The organism is Streptococcus sp. 27098_8_66 (assembly GCF_041431945.1).
In the GTDB taxonomy this organism is placed as follows: Bacteria; Bacillota; Bacilli; order Lactobacillales; family Streptococcaceae; genus Streptococcus; species Streptococcus dentalis.
Genome location: NZ_JAPVYS010000002.1, coordinates 232,162 through 247,822, shown reverse-complemented (window position 1 = coordinate 247,822; position 15,661 = coordinate 232,162). Strand labels below are relative to the sequence as shown.

16 protein-coding genes are annotated in these 15,661 nt (G+C 42.7%); 3 read left to right on the top strand and 13 right to left on the bottom strand.

The genetic code is table 11. The annotated features are described in order from the left end of the window. The first annotated feature begins 284 nt into the window (after positions 1–284). From O3642_RS03170 to O3642_RS03160, 3 genes are read left to right on the top strand one after another with little or no spacing between them, the layout of a single operon-like run. Positions 285–1,088: a MerR family transcriptional regulator gene (locus O3642_RS03170; protein ID WP_371605371.1), complete on the top strand. Its 804-nt coding sequence runs from the start codon at positions 285–287 to the stop codon at positions 1,086–1,088. After that, positions 1,085–1,900, top strand: coding sequence for an ABC transporter ATP-binding protein (locus O3642_RS03165; RefSeq protein ID WP_371605370.1), 816 nt, complete (start codon positions 1,085–1,087; stop codon positions 1,898–1,900). Before O3642_RS03170 ends, O3642_RS03165 begins: the two co-directional genes overlap by 4 nt. Then, positions 1,897–2,613 carry an ABC transporter permease gene (locus O3642_RS03160; RefSeq protein ID WP_155171651.1) on the top strand — a complete coding sequence of 239 codons (717 nt, stop codon included), beginning with the start codon at positions 1,897–1,899 and terminating at the stop codon, positions 2,611–2,613. The genes O3642_RS03165 and O3642_RS03160 overlap by 4 nt, the downstream gene beginning before the upstream one ends. A 103-nt stretch (positions 2,614–2,716) precedes the next feature. Here O3642_RS03160 and O3642_RS03155 read toward each other — a convergent pair whose 3' ends face one another. From O3642_RS03155 to aroB, 13 genes are all read right to left on the bottom strand, one after another. Further along, complete coding sequence (locus O3642_RS03155; protein ID WP_371605369.1) at positions 2,717–3,571, bottom strand: ADP-ribosylglycohydrolase family protein; 855 nt, start codon at positions 3,569–3,571, stop codon at positions 2,717–2,719. Between the two features lie 21 nt (positions 3,572–3,592). Then, on the bottom strand, positions 3,593–4,378 hold the full coding sequence (locus tag O3642_RS03150; RefSeq protein ID WP_371605368.1) for an alpha/beta fold hydrolase: 786 nt from the start codon (positions 4,376–4,378) through the stop codon (positions 3,593–3,595). 131 nt (positions 4,379–4,509) lie between these two features. Further along, the gene (locus O3642_RS03145; protein ID WP_369088301.1) at positions 4,510–5,388 is read right to left on the bottom strand and encodes an aminoglycoside phosphotransferase family protein; all 879 of its coding nucleotides are present in this window, start codon (positions 5,386–5,388) and stop codon (positions 4,510–4,512) included. Between the two features lie 120 nt (positions 5,389–5,508). Next, positions 5,509–5,937, bottom strand: coding sequence for an aminoglycoside 6'-N-acetyltransferase (gene aac(6') / locus O3642_RS03140; RefSeq protein WP_369088300.1), 429 nt, complete (start codon positions 5,935–5,937; stop codon positions 5,509–5,511). 342 nt (positions 5,938–6,279) lie between these two features. Then, positions 6,280–7,638, bottom strand: coding sequence for a 23S rRNA (uracil(1939)-C(5))-methyltransferase RlmD (gene rlmD / locus O3642_RS03135; RefSeq protein ID WP_371605367.1), 1,359 nt, complete (start codon positions 7,636–7,638; stop codon positions 6,280–6,282). Between the two features lie 62 nt (positions 7,639–7,700). Beyond that, positions 7,701–9,014 carry an LCP family protein gene (locus O3642_RS03130; RefSeq protein WP_371605366.1) on the bottom strand — a complete coding sequence of 438 codons (1,314 nt, stop codon included), beginning with the start codon at positions 9,012–9,014 and terminating at the stop codon, positions 7,701–7,703. Next, positions 9,011–9,865 carry a prephenate dehydratase gene (gene pheA, locus O3642_RS03125; RefSeq protein WP_371605365.1) on the bottom strand — a complete coding sequence of 285 codons (855 nt, stop codon included), beginning with the start codon at positions 9,863–9,865 and terminating at the stop codon, positions 9,011–9,013. The genes O3642_RS03130 and pheA overlap by 4 nt, the downstream gene beginning before the upstream one ends. Continuing rightward, positions 9,856–10,341, bottom strand: coding sequence for a shikimate kinase (locus O3642_RS03120; RefSeq protein ID WP_151378997.1), 486 nt, complete (start codon positions 10,339–10,341; stop codon positions 9,856–9,858). Before O3642_RS03120 ends, pheA begins: the two co-directional genes overlap by 10 nt. After that, positions 10,334–11,617 (bottom strand): 3-phosphoshikimate 1-carboxyvinyltransferase, encoded by a 1,284-nt coding sequence (aroA, locus tag O3642_RS03115; protein WP_371605364.1) that lies wholly within the window; start codon positions 11,615–11,617, stop codon positions 10,334–10,336. The genes O3642_RS03120 and aroA overlap by 8 nt, the downstream gene beginning before the upstream one ends. 172 nt (positions 11,618–11,789) lie before the next feature. Further along, positions 11,790–12,128, bottom strand: a complete 339-nt coding sequence (locus tag O3642_RS03110) for a YlbF/YmcA family competence regulator (protein WP_003011745.1) — start codon at positions 12,126–12,128, stop codon at positions 11,790–11,792. A 100-nt stretch (positions 12,129–12,228) separates the two neighbouring features. Continuing rightward, positions 12,229–13,335 carry a prephenate dehydrogenase gene (locus O3642_RS03105; protein WP_371605363.1) on the bottom strand — a complete coding sequence of 369 codons (1,107 nt, stop codon included), beginning with the start codon at positions 13,333–13,335 and terminating at the stop codon, positions 12,229–12,231. Between the two features lie 16 nt (positions 13,336–13,351). Next, complete coding sequence (gene aroC / locus O3642_RS03100; protein ID WP_371605361.1) at positions 13,352–14,518, bottom strand: chorismate synthase; 1,167 nt, start codon at positions 14,516–14,518, stop codon at positions 13,352–13,354. Between the two features lie 6 nt (positions 14,519–14,524). Beyond that, on the bottom strand, positions 14,525–15,598 hold the full coding sequence (gene aroB, locus O3642_RS03095) for a 3-dehydroquinate synthase (protein WP_155125773.1): 1,074 nt from the start codon (positions 15,596–15,598) through the stop codon (positions 14,525–14,527). Positions 15,599–15,661 lie beyond the last annotated feature (63 nt).

The following is a 15,661-nucleotide window of genomic DNA, read 5'->3' as shown; positions in this document are numbered from 1 at the left end:
GATTCAAGCATTCTTTTTACTAAATAGGATTGATTGCTAAAAATTTCACCAGCTTACCTCCTCTTGTCTCATCCTCAATTATAACACGTTTCCACTCACATATCAGATATTTATTATTGGACCAAATAACCTTTTGAAATAGAAAACAAGCTCACCAATTCATCAAGTCTATATTTTTTATGAGATTCTTCATTAATACTAAAAGCTTTACAGTTTAGATTTTATTAAAAATCCTTGTTCATGACCTTACGTAACGATGTATAATAGGTATGAGGAGGTGGGTAATGATGGCTAAATACAGAGCAATACCGGAAGGATTTATGACAGTTGGGGAACTTGCTAAGAAAATGGGGGTTACCGTCCGTACTTTACAATACTATGATAAAGAAGGGGTGCTTTCCCCATCGGCAGAAAGTGAGGGAGGTCGCAGGCTTTATACCGATAAAGACTTAGTGCTACTCCATCAGATATTGTCTTTAAAATCATTAGGTTTTTCTCTCAAGGATATAAAGGGGCGTTTGATCTCTTTGAAAACACCTGATGATGTTGCCAATGCTCTTACAAAGCAAGCAGATATTCTTCGTAAAAATATTGAACAACTTAAGGATTCTTTGGTCGCAATAGAGCAGTTAAAGGCAGAAGTTTTGAAAATACAGACAGTCAATTTTAAGAAGTATGCAGACATCATCGTCAATCTACAGATGAAGAATGACTCCTACTCTCTTATCAAGCGCTTTGATGATGATACGCTCGACCAGATACGCAGTCGATTTGACAAGAAAAGTGGACAAGACTTTATGGACAGATTGAACCGCCTAAGTGATCAAATCGTAGAGCTTCAAAAAGAAGACGTACCGGCTGAAAGCGAACAAAGCCAACAGGTTGTGAAAGAATACTGGGGCTTGATTATGGAGTTTACGAATGGTGATATGAGCATGCTTCCTAAGTTGATGGAAGTTGGTACTATCGACACAGCCTCAAACGCTTGGGAAGAAAAGCAAAAAATAGTCAATGACTATATAGGACCCGCCCTACAACTCTATTTTTCAAGGCTTGGAACAAATCCCTTTGAGGAGGTGGAACCATGAAAGACGCGATAAAGATTTCTGGATTAAAGAAAAGTTATGGTAGCAAATTGGTTCTTAGAGGTCTCGATTTTCAAATCAAACAAGGAGAAATCTTTGCTCTGCTCGGAGTGAACGGAGCTGGGAAAACAACAACACTTGAATGTATCGAAGGACTGAGAAAATATGATGGAGGCACTATTGTTGTAAACGGCAAAATGGGAATTCAACTGCAGTCATCTTCTTTGCCCGCCCATATCAAACCCATGGAAGCGATAAAGCTCTTTGCAAAATGGAATCATACAAAAATTGATGATGATATGCTTAAAGCTCTGGAAATAAAAAAAATTGAGAAGTTACAATACCTGCAATTATCCACGGGACAAAAAAGAAGACTACATCTCGCTCTTGCACTTATCAGTAATCCGGATATTATTTTTCTCGATGAACCGACAGCGGGACTTGATGTTGAAGGAAGACTATCCCTCCATGAACAAATCCGAAAGCTCAAATCACAGGGCAAGACAATTGTTTTGGCAAGCCACGATATGGCCGAAGTTGAAACCTTATGTGACCGCATTGCTATTTTGAATAGTGGAAAGATTGTCTTTTGTGGTACTCCTTCAGAACTGACAGACAGGTTGGGAAGAAACTATTTCATCCATTTAAAGACCCAGGACGGAGAGAAATCTTTTGAAACAGATACGATCGAGGACACTTTGATTTCATTATTGGAAGAATGCAAACAGAAACATATCCAAATACTGGATATTAAGGTGGATCGTGGCACACTGGAGCAGCATTTCATCGAAATGGCAAGGAGGGGATCGGAATGAATGGTTTTTTATATAGCCTAGCATTACAGTGGAAATTGGACATACGAAGTAAGTCTCTCCTGGTTACTTACTATGTTGTACCGCTTATTTTCTTTCTTCTCATGGGTGGTATTTTTACTTCCGTTATACCTGATATGGAAAGCACACTCATACAGTCAATGATTGTCATGAGTGTTTCCATGGGGGCCTTTCTCGGCTTACCGCCTTCCTTGATTGAAACATACGGAAGCGACATAAAAAAGATTTATAAAGCAAATGGTGTGCCTATTCATTTAGGATTGGTGACAATGGTTCTCTCTGCCTTTCTTCATTTAATGATTACCTGCATGGTGATCCTACTACTTGCTCCAATTTTATTTAAAGCAAATCTACCAAGTCAATTTCCCTTATTCTTTCTCGCGCTTGCCATCTACATTTTTGTATCGTTGAGTATCGGAAGTATACTGGGCCTTACTGTTAATAATCAAGCAAAGCTGACCATGATAGCACAACTTATCTTTTTACCATCAATTATGCTCTCAGGAATCATGTTTCCCATCACCTTACTGCCTGATTTTCTCCAAGCAATAGGGCGTCTTTCCCCCGCTTCTTGGGGATTCCGATTGATGGTCGATTATGGTTTTGGTCTTGAAAACCTTTGGTATCTGATTCTTGTATCCTGTATCTCAGTAATGACTTGTATCCTCCTCTTGAATCAGCAAAAATCTAACTAGGTGCCTGAATAAATCCATGGCAACATTAACTTTTAAGCAAAAGCGACGAGATTGTTACTTATCCCGTCGCTTTAGTGTTTTTGGTTGTTTTTACTAATCTCTGTTATGTTATTGAAACTTCTTGCTCCCATCGGCTAAGCACATCTTTTAAAGGCTCATCTAGATAGGTATAGGCCTTGTCCTTTATCCAATCAGGGATTCCATAAGCTGCTTCGGCGATACTTCCTGTGATAGCAGCAAGAGTATCACTATCCCCACCAAGAGAAATCGCATTTCGAATAGCATCTTCAAAATCTGTACTTTCAAGAAAGGCAATGATGGCCTGAGGTACCGTATTCTGGCAAGTTTCATTAAAACGATAAGTAGGACGAATTTCATCTAGTGTTTGAGAAAGATTATATCCATACTCTTGTTCTATGTGTTCCTTGATGAGTCTCTTACACTCTGTAGGATTATCGTTGATCGGTTTTCCATAGTCGCCACTGTAACCTCCAAAGTAATAACGACACATAAAGATAGCATCAGACGTCGCCATAGCCCCTTTGACCCCCTCTGGATGGTTATGAGTCACCTCTGCAGAAAGTCGTGCAAGAGCTCTTCTGGACGGCCAGGCTCCCGTTCGTGCACAGAAACTACAATCCATGGTCCAGGCACATGGAGAAACACGCATGGCTGAGCCATTGCCAAAGCTATTATAAGGTTCTCGATCGTCGCCATCAACCCAATTCCCAAATCTTGCACCGTAACCTGCATCGGGATACATCCTACCATATTTTTTCATGGCGTCAATAAAGTCATCCTTCTGACCGCCATTCATAATGGCTTCTGCAACAGCACAAGTCATAACCGTGTCATCTGTGAAAAAACAATCCTCACGAAATAATGGAAAGTCTTTCGTTTTAATGTTGTCCCATTCATAAACAGAACCTACAATGTCTCCAACTATTGCTCCAAGCATAAGATTCCTCCTTACAGCATATCAGATTTCCAATGGATCGCTCTTTAAAAATGGTACCACCAAATCAACCCACTCTTGAGGTAGATAAGCTGATAAATAGCCGTGGTTATAGCCCTTTGCTTCATACAGGATCGTGTTGGGATGTAGCTGCTGAAATAATTTCGCCGATGCTTTCACACAGTTTAATTCTTTTTCACCGTAGATATACAGAACCTGGGCCTTACTAGCAGAAATTGTGTCCTTCAACTTGTAACGCCCCATATAGGTTTTGTAAATGGTCACCAATGTTTTGATAGGCGTCCTTGGGAGATCCTCCAAATAATGTGCTTTTATTTCCTCTGGATAAGCCAGTTTAGGATAGAGTTTGTCCATTATGCTTAATTGAAGTTTGCAAGAGAATTTACTGAACATCAGTTTACCAAATAGAACTACTAGAAAGATGCTGATTTTAGCTAACCTTGGTTGTGGAATACAGAGACTTCCATCTATGGTGGTCTTCTCAGCTATCTCGCTGTCTAATGACAAAAGCTCCATGGCAATTTGACCTCCAAGTGAAACACCACCAATCGCAAACAACTTCCCACCACAGTTTGCTTTGACATAGTCTAGGATCTCCAAAGCAGAATCTTCCGTAGAAACATAATCGAGTTGATATTCTTCACCGTGCCCATTCAGCGTGGGTAGAATAACACGGTAGTCTTTTGATAAGATCCGTGCTTGACGAAGATAATTCCACCAAGAACTGCCACCGCCATGTATCAGTAAGATAGGAGGCAAATTCTTATCACCAAATTCATGGAATTTCATGTTTAAACTCCTTACAGTACCACTCCAACCTGTAGTGATAAAAATCATTTGTAATAAAAATAGTTAGATGAGTTTGAATTTGAGCAAATAATTGTGGCATATTTTCCCAAATTGATATTCCAACGTTTACATTATTCAGTCTTCTTCTTGTTCAAGTACCAACTAGGAATGATTTGCTTCATATCATCATACCATTCTAAAATTTCCTTAGCTTGATGTTGCATTACTACTATTTCTTCAGCTCCGTATGGTACAGCCCATGACAGAGCACCAACTATGTTATTTAGAATATAGATGGCAAGAAGTTTCCAAAATAATTCTGGAACCTTACCATCAAAATATCCATCTATCATACCAGATGCAAAAAAGGGAGAGACTTGAGCAGACCATACAATACGATTGAATTCCTCCCAAGGATCTCCGATATCAAATCGATCAAAGTCAATGATATAAATTTTACAATCTTCACCAATCATGAAATTCCCGATATGATAATCTCCATGTTGGAAAACCTGAGGTCTATCTTTTAACAATTCTCGATTTGCATTTAAATAATCAATAAAAATCTGACCATTTTCGTATTGAACGGGACATTCTTTGTATTTTTTGATTTTGTCATCAATTTTTCGATTATAAAAGACCTCCCAATCTTCACGAACTTCTGTAACAGGGAGTGAATGAATTTTTTGAAGGATTCTTCCCGCTTCTACTCCATAAGTATATTGTTGTTCTTTCGAAATAGTTAAAATGGTTTCTCGAGCATCTTTCCCGTCTATCCATTCGTGTAAAGAATGTACTTCGTCATCGCAGAGTTCTATGCTAATCGGTTTACACATCGGAACTCCAAGAGAAGCTACTTTTTCCATCATATCAAATTCAAATCTTTTAGAATCTAACTTCTCCTTATCAGAAACACGCAAGAAATATTTTTGCTGTTTTTGATCTGTCACACAATATTTTTTATCATCTGACCAGCCTTTATTTATGGCTATCTTACTACTAAAATCCACCAATAACTCCTCGATTAACTTTACAACATTACTATATTCTTAACTAATGAAAAGTAATTCGTAGTCCGTCCATTCTTTTACACTTCCTAAAGATACATAAATTTTGACCACGTTCTGAAATTATAATTTCTTCTTAAAATGAATAATTCTATTTGCCTCCTGAAATCCAATATTGAGATGAAATCTTATAGAGTCCGTATTAGTTAAAGTACAGTCACTTGCAAATTCCTTACATCCTTTATTTTTCGCCCATTCCTCACATTTTGCACAGAGATTTTTAGCAATATCCTTTAAACGATATTCCTCGTCGACAATAATCCCTTCTAAGAATCCAACAGGACTATATTTACAACCTTCAACATAATCAAATCTGAGTGAACATAGTGCTAACCCTACAATTGTGTCACCTTTAACTTCTGTAAAGATTGCAGTATTTTTGCCATTCGTATATTTTTTTACTTCATCAATAGCTTCTTTATCGGTCAATTGGGGCCATAATTGTTTCATTAGTTCAGCCGTTTTTATAGAATCTTTTGTTATTCCATCCATATTGATGTTCCTCCGCAAATTACAAGCAAATGTTTCGAATCATGCTGTTACTTTGTTACTCATTGATTGATACCAATACCATACCCTTCTACTTTTCGCTGTCTCAGATCGGAAGAGTAGAGTCACACACTCAGCGGTTCGGACTTACCGTATCATTTCGTCGTAAACTCCTTACTCTACGACAGCTATACTCCAGGGCACCTTCTCGACCTTCGGTCTCACCTTGTCCCATGGGCAGATCATCTACTTCTACTTCGCTACTATCTAGCTCGTACAAGTAGTCATACCGCCTCAACATGGTGCGTTTGCGGGACTCAAAAGGTTCAGTGAACCTTTTGAGGATTAACTGCGTTTTACCAACAAGCTCACACACTCCACATGATGCGTCTGCGGAAAAAGATCCACCGGCTGTACTTTCTTCAATTCGTATCCCAATTCTTGATAGAGTTTGATATCACGCGCCATGGTAGCGACGTTACAGGAGATATAGGCGATGCGGTCAGCGCCTGTTTGGGCACTTGCTTTGATAAAGCTTTCGGTCAAGCCCTTGCGTGGTGGGTCGACTAGGATAGCAGTTGGTTGGATGCCTTCCTTGAGCCAATTCTTCATGGCATTTTCAGCTGTATCGCAGACATAGTGAGCATTGCTGATGCCGTTTAAGCTAGCATTCTTCTGGCTATTCTCCACTGCTTCGGGGATGACCTCTACGCCATAGACTTCCTTGACATGCTTGGCAACGGACAAGCCAATGGTCCCAATTCCGGAGTAGGCGTCAATCACGATATCCTCTGCTCTCAAGTTCGCAAAGTCAATGGCGGTCTGATAGAGCTTCTCTGCCATTTCGGTATTGACCTGGTAAAAGGCTGGGCCAGAGATTTGGAAGCTATTGCCCAACATTTGATCAGTAATGTAATCTTGACCATAGAGAAGCCGCCATTCTTTTCCAAAAATGGCATTGGTATTCTGGTCATTGATATTTTGCATAACGGATTTGATGGCTGGGAATTGCTTGATCAACTGCTCGATCAACTGGTCCACACGGAAAACCTTGGGACGAGTAGTGACCAAAATGACCATGATTTCTCCTGAATGGTGACCTCGGCGGATGACAAGGTTACGAATCAGGCCAGACTGTTCCTTTTCATCATAAGGCTTGAGGTCAAACCGACGAATTAAATCTCGAAGAGCCAAGACCACTTGGTCAATGACTGGATCTTGGATATAGAAGTCTTCAATCGGCATCAAATCATGAGAGTTCTTCCGAAAGAAGCCTGTCTCTACCTGACCATTGACACGACGGACGGGGACCTGGGCCTTGTTACGGTACTGGACAGGATGGTCCATCCCCAAGGTCAAGGGCACTTCGATATCAGAAATCCCTGCCATCTTGTAGAGACTATCCTTGACCTGTTTGGCCTTGAATTTCAGCTGCTCTGGATAAGCCAGGTGGCCCAAGTCGGCAATGCCGCTTCGCAAGTAAGCCAGGTCTAACTCTTCATTGCGGTGAGGGGATTTTTCCAGGTACTCCTCTACTTTTCCGTAGCCGATCTTCTTATTGACCTTGAGCACGCGCATGCGGATCACTTCTCCTGGCAGAGCATTCTCCACAAAAAAGACCAGGCCATCGACCTTAGCCACTCCTGCTCCTTCATGTGTCAAATCGACAATCTCAACGGTTACAATTTCATTTTTCTTTAACATCGTTTTCTATCTTTCTACAAATTAAAAGGGATGGAGTCCAAAACTCCTATCCCCTTATTATATCATCTCAGTCCCATTTGGTACAATTTCTTTTTATAAGCATCGAAATCGACGAGCAATCCTTGGCCACCGTACATATCGTAGGCATCGACCCAATCCCCATTTTCTGGGATGGTCACTTGTTCAATTCCTTTTCCAGCACTTCCGACTAGTCCAAGTCCATTGGTCAATAGGAAAGAGAAAGGAACATTGGTAGACGTCATGGCAAAGACTTTCCCAAGGGCTTCCGATCCCGTAAAGAGTTTGGTTGGATCCTTGATCTGATGCATGATAGCGGACATGACCTCTTGTTGGCGACGAGTCCGACCAAAGTCTCCTTCATCATCCTTACGGAAACGCGAGTAATTGAGAAGGGTCCGGCCATCCATCCGTTGTTTGCCAACCTTGATGGTTTGCTGCGGAACGACACCGTCTTTCATGTTCAAATCATCTGGAACTTCTACTTCACTGACCTTTTCGCCATCAACCGTTGAAAACTTCGCATTCATCTCGACCCCATTTGGGAAGAGGGTATCGATCGCTGTCGCAAAGGTCTTGAAATCGACCATGGCGTAATATTGGATATCAATGTCAAAGTTGTCTTTAAGCATCTGGCGCACCAATTCAGCCCCTTGGTTGTTATTTTGCTCCCCGATGGTGAAAGCAGTATTGAGCTTCTGGTCGTAGTAGCCATCATATTCAGGAATATTTTGCTGGCTCACTCCATCGATATGGACCAATGTATCCCGCATGAAGCTGACCATCTTGATCTTACCTTCTTTGTTATTGACATTGACCACCATGATGGAGTCTGTCCGGGTCTCATCTGACTTCTCACCGATCCGACCATCTGTCCCCAAAATCAGGATATTGATCCCATCTCGCGACTTCTTGCCGTTAAATTTCTCAACGACAGCCGGTTTGGCATCTGGCCCTGTCGGCTTACTGTTCAGGCCTTTTACAAACATGAAGACCATGCCACCAATAATGAGCAATAAAAAGAATGCAAGCCATTTGAAGATCCGTTTAACACTAATCTTTTTCAGTGGTTTCTTAGGTATATCGCTCGTCGCAGCAACTGCTTTCTTCTTAGACTTTTTGCTACGTGATTGGTAAACAGGGAGATCACCAATTGGTTCAGCAATCACACCTTGCACTTCTTCTGTGGCGTCTACCTCAGGTTGAAGGGCTTCTGTATCCTCAAAAGCTCCTTGGCTCTTCTTGAGCAGGTAATTGTATTCTAGTTGTTCTCGTTCATTCAAATAATGAAAATTTGAGTTTAAGTACTCTAATCGCTTTCGCTCGTGGTGAGATAGAAAGTTGGATTCGTTACTCATCTTTTCTCCATTCCGTTATCTTTTAAGGTATAGACCTGATATCGACCCAGGACTTTTGTCTGTATGCCCAAACTGTCTAATTCCTGATAGGCAAACTGTATGAGATCAGGCGCTTCGTTTAGGAGGTCAATAATGAAAAAGTATTCTCCTAAAGCCGTTTTTAGTGGACGACTTTCAATCTTGGTTAAATTAATCCCCCGCCAAGCAAAGGTAGATAAGCCCTTATAGAGGGCTCCTGACAAGTTATTTGGTAAGGTTAAGGCTAAGCTTATTTTTTGAAGAGCCGGACTTAAAGTTTCCGACATCGCTGGCTCTTTAGCCCCTAAAATCCAAAAACGTGTATAATTGTCCTCAATTTCTTGGATGTCTCTGGCCTGGACTTCCAAGCTATACTCACTAGCTGCCGCCAGAGGGGCAATCGCTGCAATTTCCAAGTCCGGATGCTCAGCTACATAGCGAGCTGCATAGGCTGTCGAAGCCGTCATTTCCATAGCCACATCCGGATAATGAGCTCTTAAAAAAGCCTTCCCTTGGGCTAAGGCCTGAGGATGCGAATAAACCGCTCGAATAGGCCGATCTTTTTTAGCCACCAAAAGCTGTTGCTTAATGGGATATACCACTTCTGCAACGGCCTGGATGGTTCCTTGGTGAAAGAGGTAATCAAGGGTCTCATGGACACTGCCTTCAATCGAGTTTTCAACTGGGACGACTGCAAAATCGATCTCTTGATTCTCATAAGCCTTGATGACATCTGTAATCGTCCGATAGGCAATGCGTTCATAATTTGGAAAGCTATGAGTGGCTACATCATGGGTAAAAGATCCCTTGGGACCAAGATAGCCTACAAGCATCGAATAATCTCCGCAATTTCTTCAGGTGTTTTGTCTTCAACATCCACAATATGAGTTGCAATATCCTCATACAAAGGTAAACGTCCATCAAAAATCTTCTTGAATTCTTCTTTGGTGTTGTTTAAAAAGAGGGGACGTTGGATGGCTTTGTCATTTTGAATCCGTCTGTACAAGGTTTCAAAATCTACTCGCAGATAAATGTTGTGCGGATTATTTTCTAAAAGTGCACGGTTATGAGGATTGACCACAATCCCGCCTCCAGGAGAAATGATGGCCGCTTCATTTTCCAATAAACGCTCTAACATCTTAGCCTCACGATGACGAAAGGCAGCTTCTCCTTCCGCTTCAAAATAGTCATTGATCGACATACCGATCTCTTCAACAATTAATTCATCCATATCATAGAACTTTGGATCAAGAATGCGACCAACGGTCGTTTTCCCAGCTCCCATAAAACCAAGTAAAATTTTAGCCATGCAGTAATGTCTCCAAATCTTCAAAAAAACTAGGGTAACTGGTGTTGATGGCCTCTGCTCGATCCAATACCACATTTCCATCTCTCACCAATAAGGCCGCAACGGCAACCATCATCCCAATCCTATGATCTCCAAAGGTCTCTAATTCTGCTCCATGTAGGGGAGTCGGTCCAGTGATAATCATGCCGTCTTCCGTTGGCACGACATTGGCACCCATAGCATTGAGGCTATCTGCTACGACCTGGATGCGGTCCGTTTCTTTCACACGAAGCTCCTCAGCATCCGCAATCACTGTCTGACCATTTGCCTGTGTCGCTAGTAAAGCAATAATCGGCAATTCATCAATCAAGCGTGGAATCAACTCCCCATCAATCCGAATCCCTTTTAAGGACGAAGTCTTAACCGTGAGACTTGCAGAGACCGCTTTTTCATCGCGATCCTCAATGGCGAGATCTCCCCCCATTTCTTGAATCACATCGAGAATCCCTGTCCGCGTTTGGTTGATGCCAACACTTTCAATCTTAATCGCACTCTCTGGTAGGATGAGGCCTGCCACTAACCAAAAGGCTGCACTGGAAATATCTCCAGGAACGATGACTTCTTGACCTTGGAACTCTTGTCCACCTTTGATGCGGATGATTTTTCCATCCACCAGGATCTCTCCGCCAAATTGGCGAATCATATCTTCCGTATGGTCACGCGTCTTTTCCTTCTCGATAATCGTTGATTCACCCTCAGCCTGTAAAGCCGCAAAAATGAGAGCAGACTTGACTTGAGCCGATGCCACTGGCAAACGGTAATGAATCGGTTTGAGCTGATGGGTCCCTTTTTCATGTAAAGGTGGGCAATCGCGATCTCCCTGACCAGCAATCTCTACCCCCATCTGACGCAGTGGGATCGCCACACGATCCATGGGCCGTTTGGAAAGGCTGTCGTCTCCAACCATGGTCACAGCAAAATCCTGACCTGCTAAGACACCTGAAATCAAACGAATAGAAGTTCCTGAATTGCCCATATCAAGGGGAGCGGTCGGAGCTTGAAGACCTTGAAAGCCTACTCCTTGAATCTGAATCACATCCCCGTCATCTTGGATGGAGACTCCTAAATCTCGAAACACCTGGATGGTAGAAAGCACATCTCCGCCTCGCAAGATATCATAGACCTTAGTTTCGCCTTTTGCGAGACTTCCAAAAATAATGGATCGGTGACTGATGGATTTGTCACCAGGGACACGAATGGTGCCCTTTAGACCCTTGCTATTGGTTCTTAATTTCATTGCCTTCTCCAGAGTGCTTTTCCTCATATTCTATCATAATTGGGACATGAATTCAATTTTTGATCAAAATTTTGGAATAAAAAGCGAATGTTTCCTAGCATATTTTGAGCATTTATCCATCTTCAAGCGAACGAAAATACCAGAGGTGAAGACACAACTCTGGTAGAAAATCTTATTTGTATAAATCTTGAATCGGCTCAAAGATGATCTTTTCAAGATCTGCAAGATAAATAGACAATTGTTGTTGTTTGGTGAAAAATTCATTCACAATGGGACTTGCTTGGATTTTTTCCATGTAGTCCTTCATTTCTTGTTGCACAGCTTCTGTTGGAAGTTGACCGGATTGCATCAAGCCTTGCAATTGATTTTGGAAAGCGACGTATTCGTCAAACAGTGTTTTCGCTTCTGGATTTGCTTCAATCGCTTCTTTGCTTTCTACGACAGCCTTGTATTCAGGAAGGTCTCGCAGGGTCCGAGAGAGTTCGTTTGCTACATCATAAATATTTGCCATTTTATGGGCTCCTTTACTGATAAGATACTTCTATTATACTTCTTTTCCCTCAATATTCCTAAAATGAAGCAGGCCTTTTGATGCAAATCCTTCTTTAGACCTAGCGAGCAAGGACGGTATAAGACGTCGCCTGGCTGATCAATGTTTGGGCCCGCTCTTGATCCTCTGCATTTTTAAAGGTCAGCTGCAAAATCCCGTGGATATCCTCCCGATTTTCTTCATTGATGTGAATATTGACCAATGAAATCCCTTGTAAGAGTTGTAAGATTTCGAGGATCACACCTTCCTTATCAGGGACATCGATAAAGAGATCGTAGGCACTATCTCGTCCAGCACGCTGATGGATCTGCATTTCTTTTCGGTGCTTCCGCCCTTCATGGAAAAAGGACCAAATAGCCTCTTCGTTATCAGCTTGGATGGTTTCAGCCACTTGATCCAAACGTTCTTTGAAATCTACAATCCGCTCCAATATTGCTTGAGGGTTGGACAAGAGAATAGAAGTCCACATGCCTGGCTCACTTTCCGCAATCCGTGTCATATCCCGAAAGCCACCAGCCGCAAAACGGCGGGTCATTTTATGCTCTTCCCCATAAGCTACGGCCTGCTCGACCAGAGTCGAGGCTAAAATATGAGGGAAATGGCTGATCTGGGAAGTCACCCGATCGTGTTCCTCAGCATCAATTTCAATAAATCGAGATCCCAATCCACTCAGAAGCTCTTTCAACTCTTCCATGGCACCTTCTGTGGTCAAGCCTGAAGGAGTAAAAATATAATAGGCGTTTTCAAATAAAGTTGCATCTGCTGCTGCAGCACCTGTCTTATGACTACCAGCCATGGGGTGTCCTCCCACAAAGCGAACAGCCTTGTCTGTAAATGCCTTTTCAGCTTGTGCAACAACTTCTGCCTTGGTAGAGCCTGCATCTGTCACCAGTACCTGGTCTTTCAAATTCAGGCCAGCTAAGGTTTCTAAGTAAGATTTGGATTGCTTAATCGGAAGCGCCAAAATAATAATATCCGCGAAAGGGGCAAAGGCTGCGAAATCATCCGTCACCTGATCCACCATTCCTCTTTCAAGGGCGATGGTTCGAGAGGCTTCACTACGATTGTACCCAAGAATAGTCACATGTGGGTGGGCTCTCTTAATGCCTAGCGCTAATGAAGCACCAATCAAACCCAACCCTGCAATATAAACAACTTTCTTCTCCAAAGGAAAACTCTTTCTCTTAAAAATTCTTCGTAAATTCCCGGTGCTTAGCAACAGCTTCTTTCAATTCTTCCAAGTTATCGGATGAAAATTTTTCAAGCACTTCTGTAGCAAGGACCGTTGCGACCACTGCTTCCATTACCACTCCTGCAGCTGGTAGAGCCGTTGGGTCGCTGCGCTCAACCGTTGCCTTATAGGGCTCATGGGTCTCAATATCCACACTCATCAAGGGTTTGTAGAGGGTCGGAATAGGCTTCATGACACCACGAACCAGAATGGGCTCACCGTTGGTCATCCCCCCCTCAAAACCACCAAGATTATTGGTGCGACGGGTATAGCCAGTGTCCTGAGACCAGATGATTTCATCCATGACTTGACTACCTTTTAGACGACCTGCGTCAAACCCAAGACCAAACTCCACTCCCTTAAAGGCATTGATAGAGACCACTCCTTGAGCGATTTTGGCATCCAATTTCTTGTCCCATTGCACATAGGATCCTAGTCCAACAGGCACACCGCCAACCAAGGTTTCCACAATTCCCCCGATGGTATCACCATCTTTTTTCACTTGGTCAATGTAGGCCTTAACGACTTCTTCTTGTTCTGGCACAACGATCGAAACTTCCGACTTCGCTGCTTTTTCCTTGATTTCTGAAACGGTTAGATTCTCGGGAATTGCAATCTCAATTCCCCCAAAATTAACAATGTGGCTGGCCACTTCAAGGCCGATTTCTTCTAAAATCCGTTTAGCAACTGCACCAACGGCTACACGCATGGTCGTCTCACGGGCTGAAGAACGTTCGAGCGAATTACGAAGATCGTCAAAACGGTATTTCATCCCTCCGACTAGATCGGCATGACCAGGACGTGGCTTGGTAATCTTACGCAGATTTTTCTTTTTCTCTTCGACCGGTGCTACATTCATGATCTCCAGCCATTTTTGATGATCCAGATTGGTCACATTCAGCGTAATCGGACCTCCCATGGTCAAGCCATGACGGACCCCTGAAGTGATCTCGACCCGGTCACTTTCGATTTTCATCCGAGCACCACGACCATAGCCACCTTGTCGACGTTTGAGCTCTTTATTAATATCCTCTTCAGATAAAGGAAGGCCTGCTGGAACCCCCTCGATAATAGCTGTAAGTCGAGGACCATGGGACTCTCCTGCTGTTAAATATCTCATACGACCTTATTCCTTTCTTTCTAAAAAGTCCTTCATTTCTTGAAGAGGGATTTGATGAATCGCTGCTTGCCCCAACTCTGGAACAATTACTAATTTCAAGTTCGTCCCACGCGCTTTTTTGTCATGAGTCAAGGCTTGATAAAGGGCGTCTTTATTCCAGTTCTCACAGGTCACCGGAAGGCCAAATTTCCGGCACATTTCTTCAATTTTTTGAGTGATTCCTTTTGGCATCAAGCCCTTTTCTTCTGCAACTCGTGACAACTGTACCATGCCCATACTAACGGCTTCCCCATGCATAACCTGTCCATAACCAGCTGTCGCTTCAATGGCATGCCCGATGGTATGACCAAAATTGAGATACAGTCGAATGCCATTGTCCAGCTCGTCTGCCACCACATGGTCTCGCTTCACCAGGCAAGAATGAGAAATGATGCTCTCTGCATGCTCTAAAATACTCTCAACAGAACCATTCATGGCTTCCAATTCTTCCCAAAGTTCCGTATCTTGGATGAGACCGTACTTGATGACTTCGCCCATCCCCTCGATCAATTCACGTTGCCCCAATGTGCTTAACACTTCAGGATCAATAAACACACCATCTGGTTGGGCAAAAGTTCCTACCATGTTTTTGGCAAGTGCGGTGTTGACTCCAGTCTTTCCCCCGATAGAAGAATCTACCTGTGCGGTCAAGCTAGTCGGGATCTGAACAAAGGAAATTCCCCGCATATAGGTCGAGGCAGCAAAACCAGCCAAATCACCAACTACGCCACCCCCAAGAGCAACGATTCCATCACTGCGCGTCATGCCCTGGGTAGCTAGAAAGTCATAGACTTTTGAAACAGTGGTTAGATTCTTACTGGCTTCCCCTTGAAGAAACTCAAAGCGCACCACTTGAAAACCAGCTTTTTCCAGGCTCTTCTCTACGATAGAGGCATATAGCTTAGCCACCCGGTTATCGGAAATAATAGCGACTTTTTTATCGCCCCAAAGAGTGCGCAACCAGTCTCCAACTTGGTTGAGACCACCTCTTTCAATCACAATATCATAGGAATGTCCTGGAATAGGTACCGATACGTTCATAGGAATCTCCTTCACGTTTTTCTTTGATTCTATCTTATCATGAAATAGGGTACATGTCTCAAA

What these genes read in the sequence shown, in the direction of transcription:
- O3642_RS03130 (WP_371605366.1), bottom strand. Translation starts at nt 9,014, where the DNA reads ATGAGTAACGAATCCAACTTTCTATCTCACCACGAGCGAAAGCGATTA.
- O3642_RS03160 (WP_155171651.1), top strand. Translation starts at nt 1,897, where the DNA reads ATGAATGGTTTTTTATATAGCCTAGCATTACAGTGGAAATTGGACATA.
- O3642_RS03150 (WP_371605368.1), bottom strand. Translation starts at nt 4,378, where the DNA reads ATGAAATTCCATGAATTTGGTGATAAGAATTTGCCTCCTATCTTACTG.
- O3642_RS03110 (WP_003011745.1), bottom strand. Translation starts at nt 12,128, where the DNA reads ATGGCAAATATTTATGATGTAGCAAACGAACTCTCTCGGACCCTGCGA.
- O3642_RS03170 (WP_371605371.1), top strand. Translation starts at nt 285, where the DNA reads ATGATGGCTAAATACAGAGCAATACCGGAAGGATTTATGACAGTTGGG.
- pheA (WP_371605365.1), bottom strand. Translation starts at nt 9,865, where the DNA reads ATGCTTGTAGGCTATCTTGGTCCCAAGGGATCTTTTACCCATGATGTA.
- O3642_RS03165 (WP_371605370.1), top strand. Translation starts at nt 1,085, where the DNA reads ATGAAAGACGCGATAAAGATTTCTGGATTAAAGAAAAGTTATGGTAGC.
- rlmD (WP_371605367.1), bottom strand. Translation starts at nt 7,638, where the DNA reads ATGTTAAAGAAAAATGAAATTGTAACCGTTGAGATTGTCGATTTGACA.
- aroB (WP_155125773.1), bottom strand. Translation starts at nt 15,598, where the DNA reads ATGAACGTATCGGTACCTATTCCAGGACATTCCTATGATATTGTGATT.
- aroC (WP_371605361.1), bottom strand. Translation starts at nt 14,518, where the DNA reads ATGAGATATTTAACAGCAGGAGAGTCCCATGGTCCTCGACTTACAGCT.
- aroA (WP_371605364.1), bottom strand. Translation starts at nt 11,617, where the DNA reads ATGAAATTAAGAACCAATAGCAAGGGTCTAAAGGGCACCATTCGTGTC.
- O3642_RS03120 (WP_151378997.1), bottom strand. Translation starts at nt 10,341, where the DNA reads ATGGCTAAAATTTTACTTGGTTTTATGGGAGCTGGGAAAACGACCGTT.
- O3642_RS03155 (WP_371605369.1), bottom strand. Translation starts at nt 3,571, where the DNA reads ATGCTTGGAGCAATAGTTGGAGACATTGTAGGTTCTGTTTATGAATGG.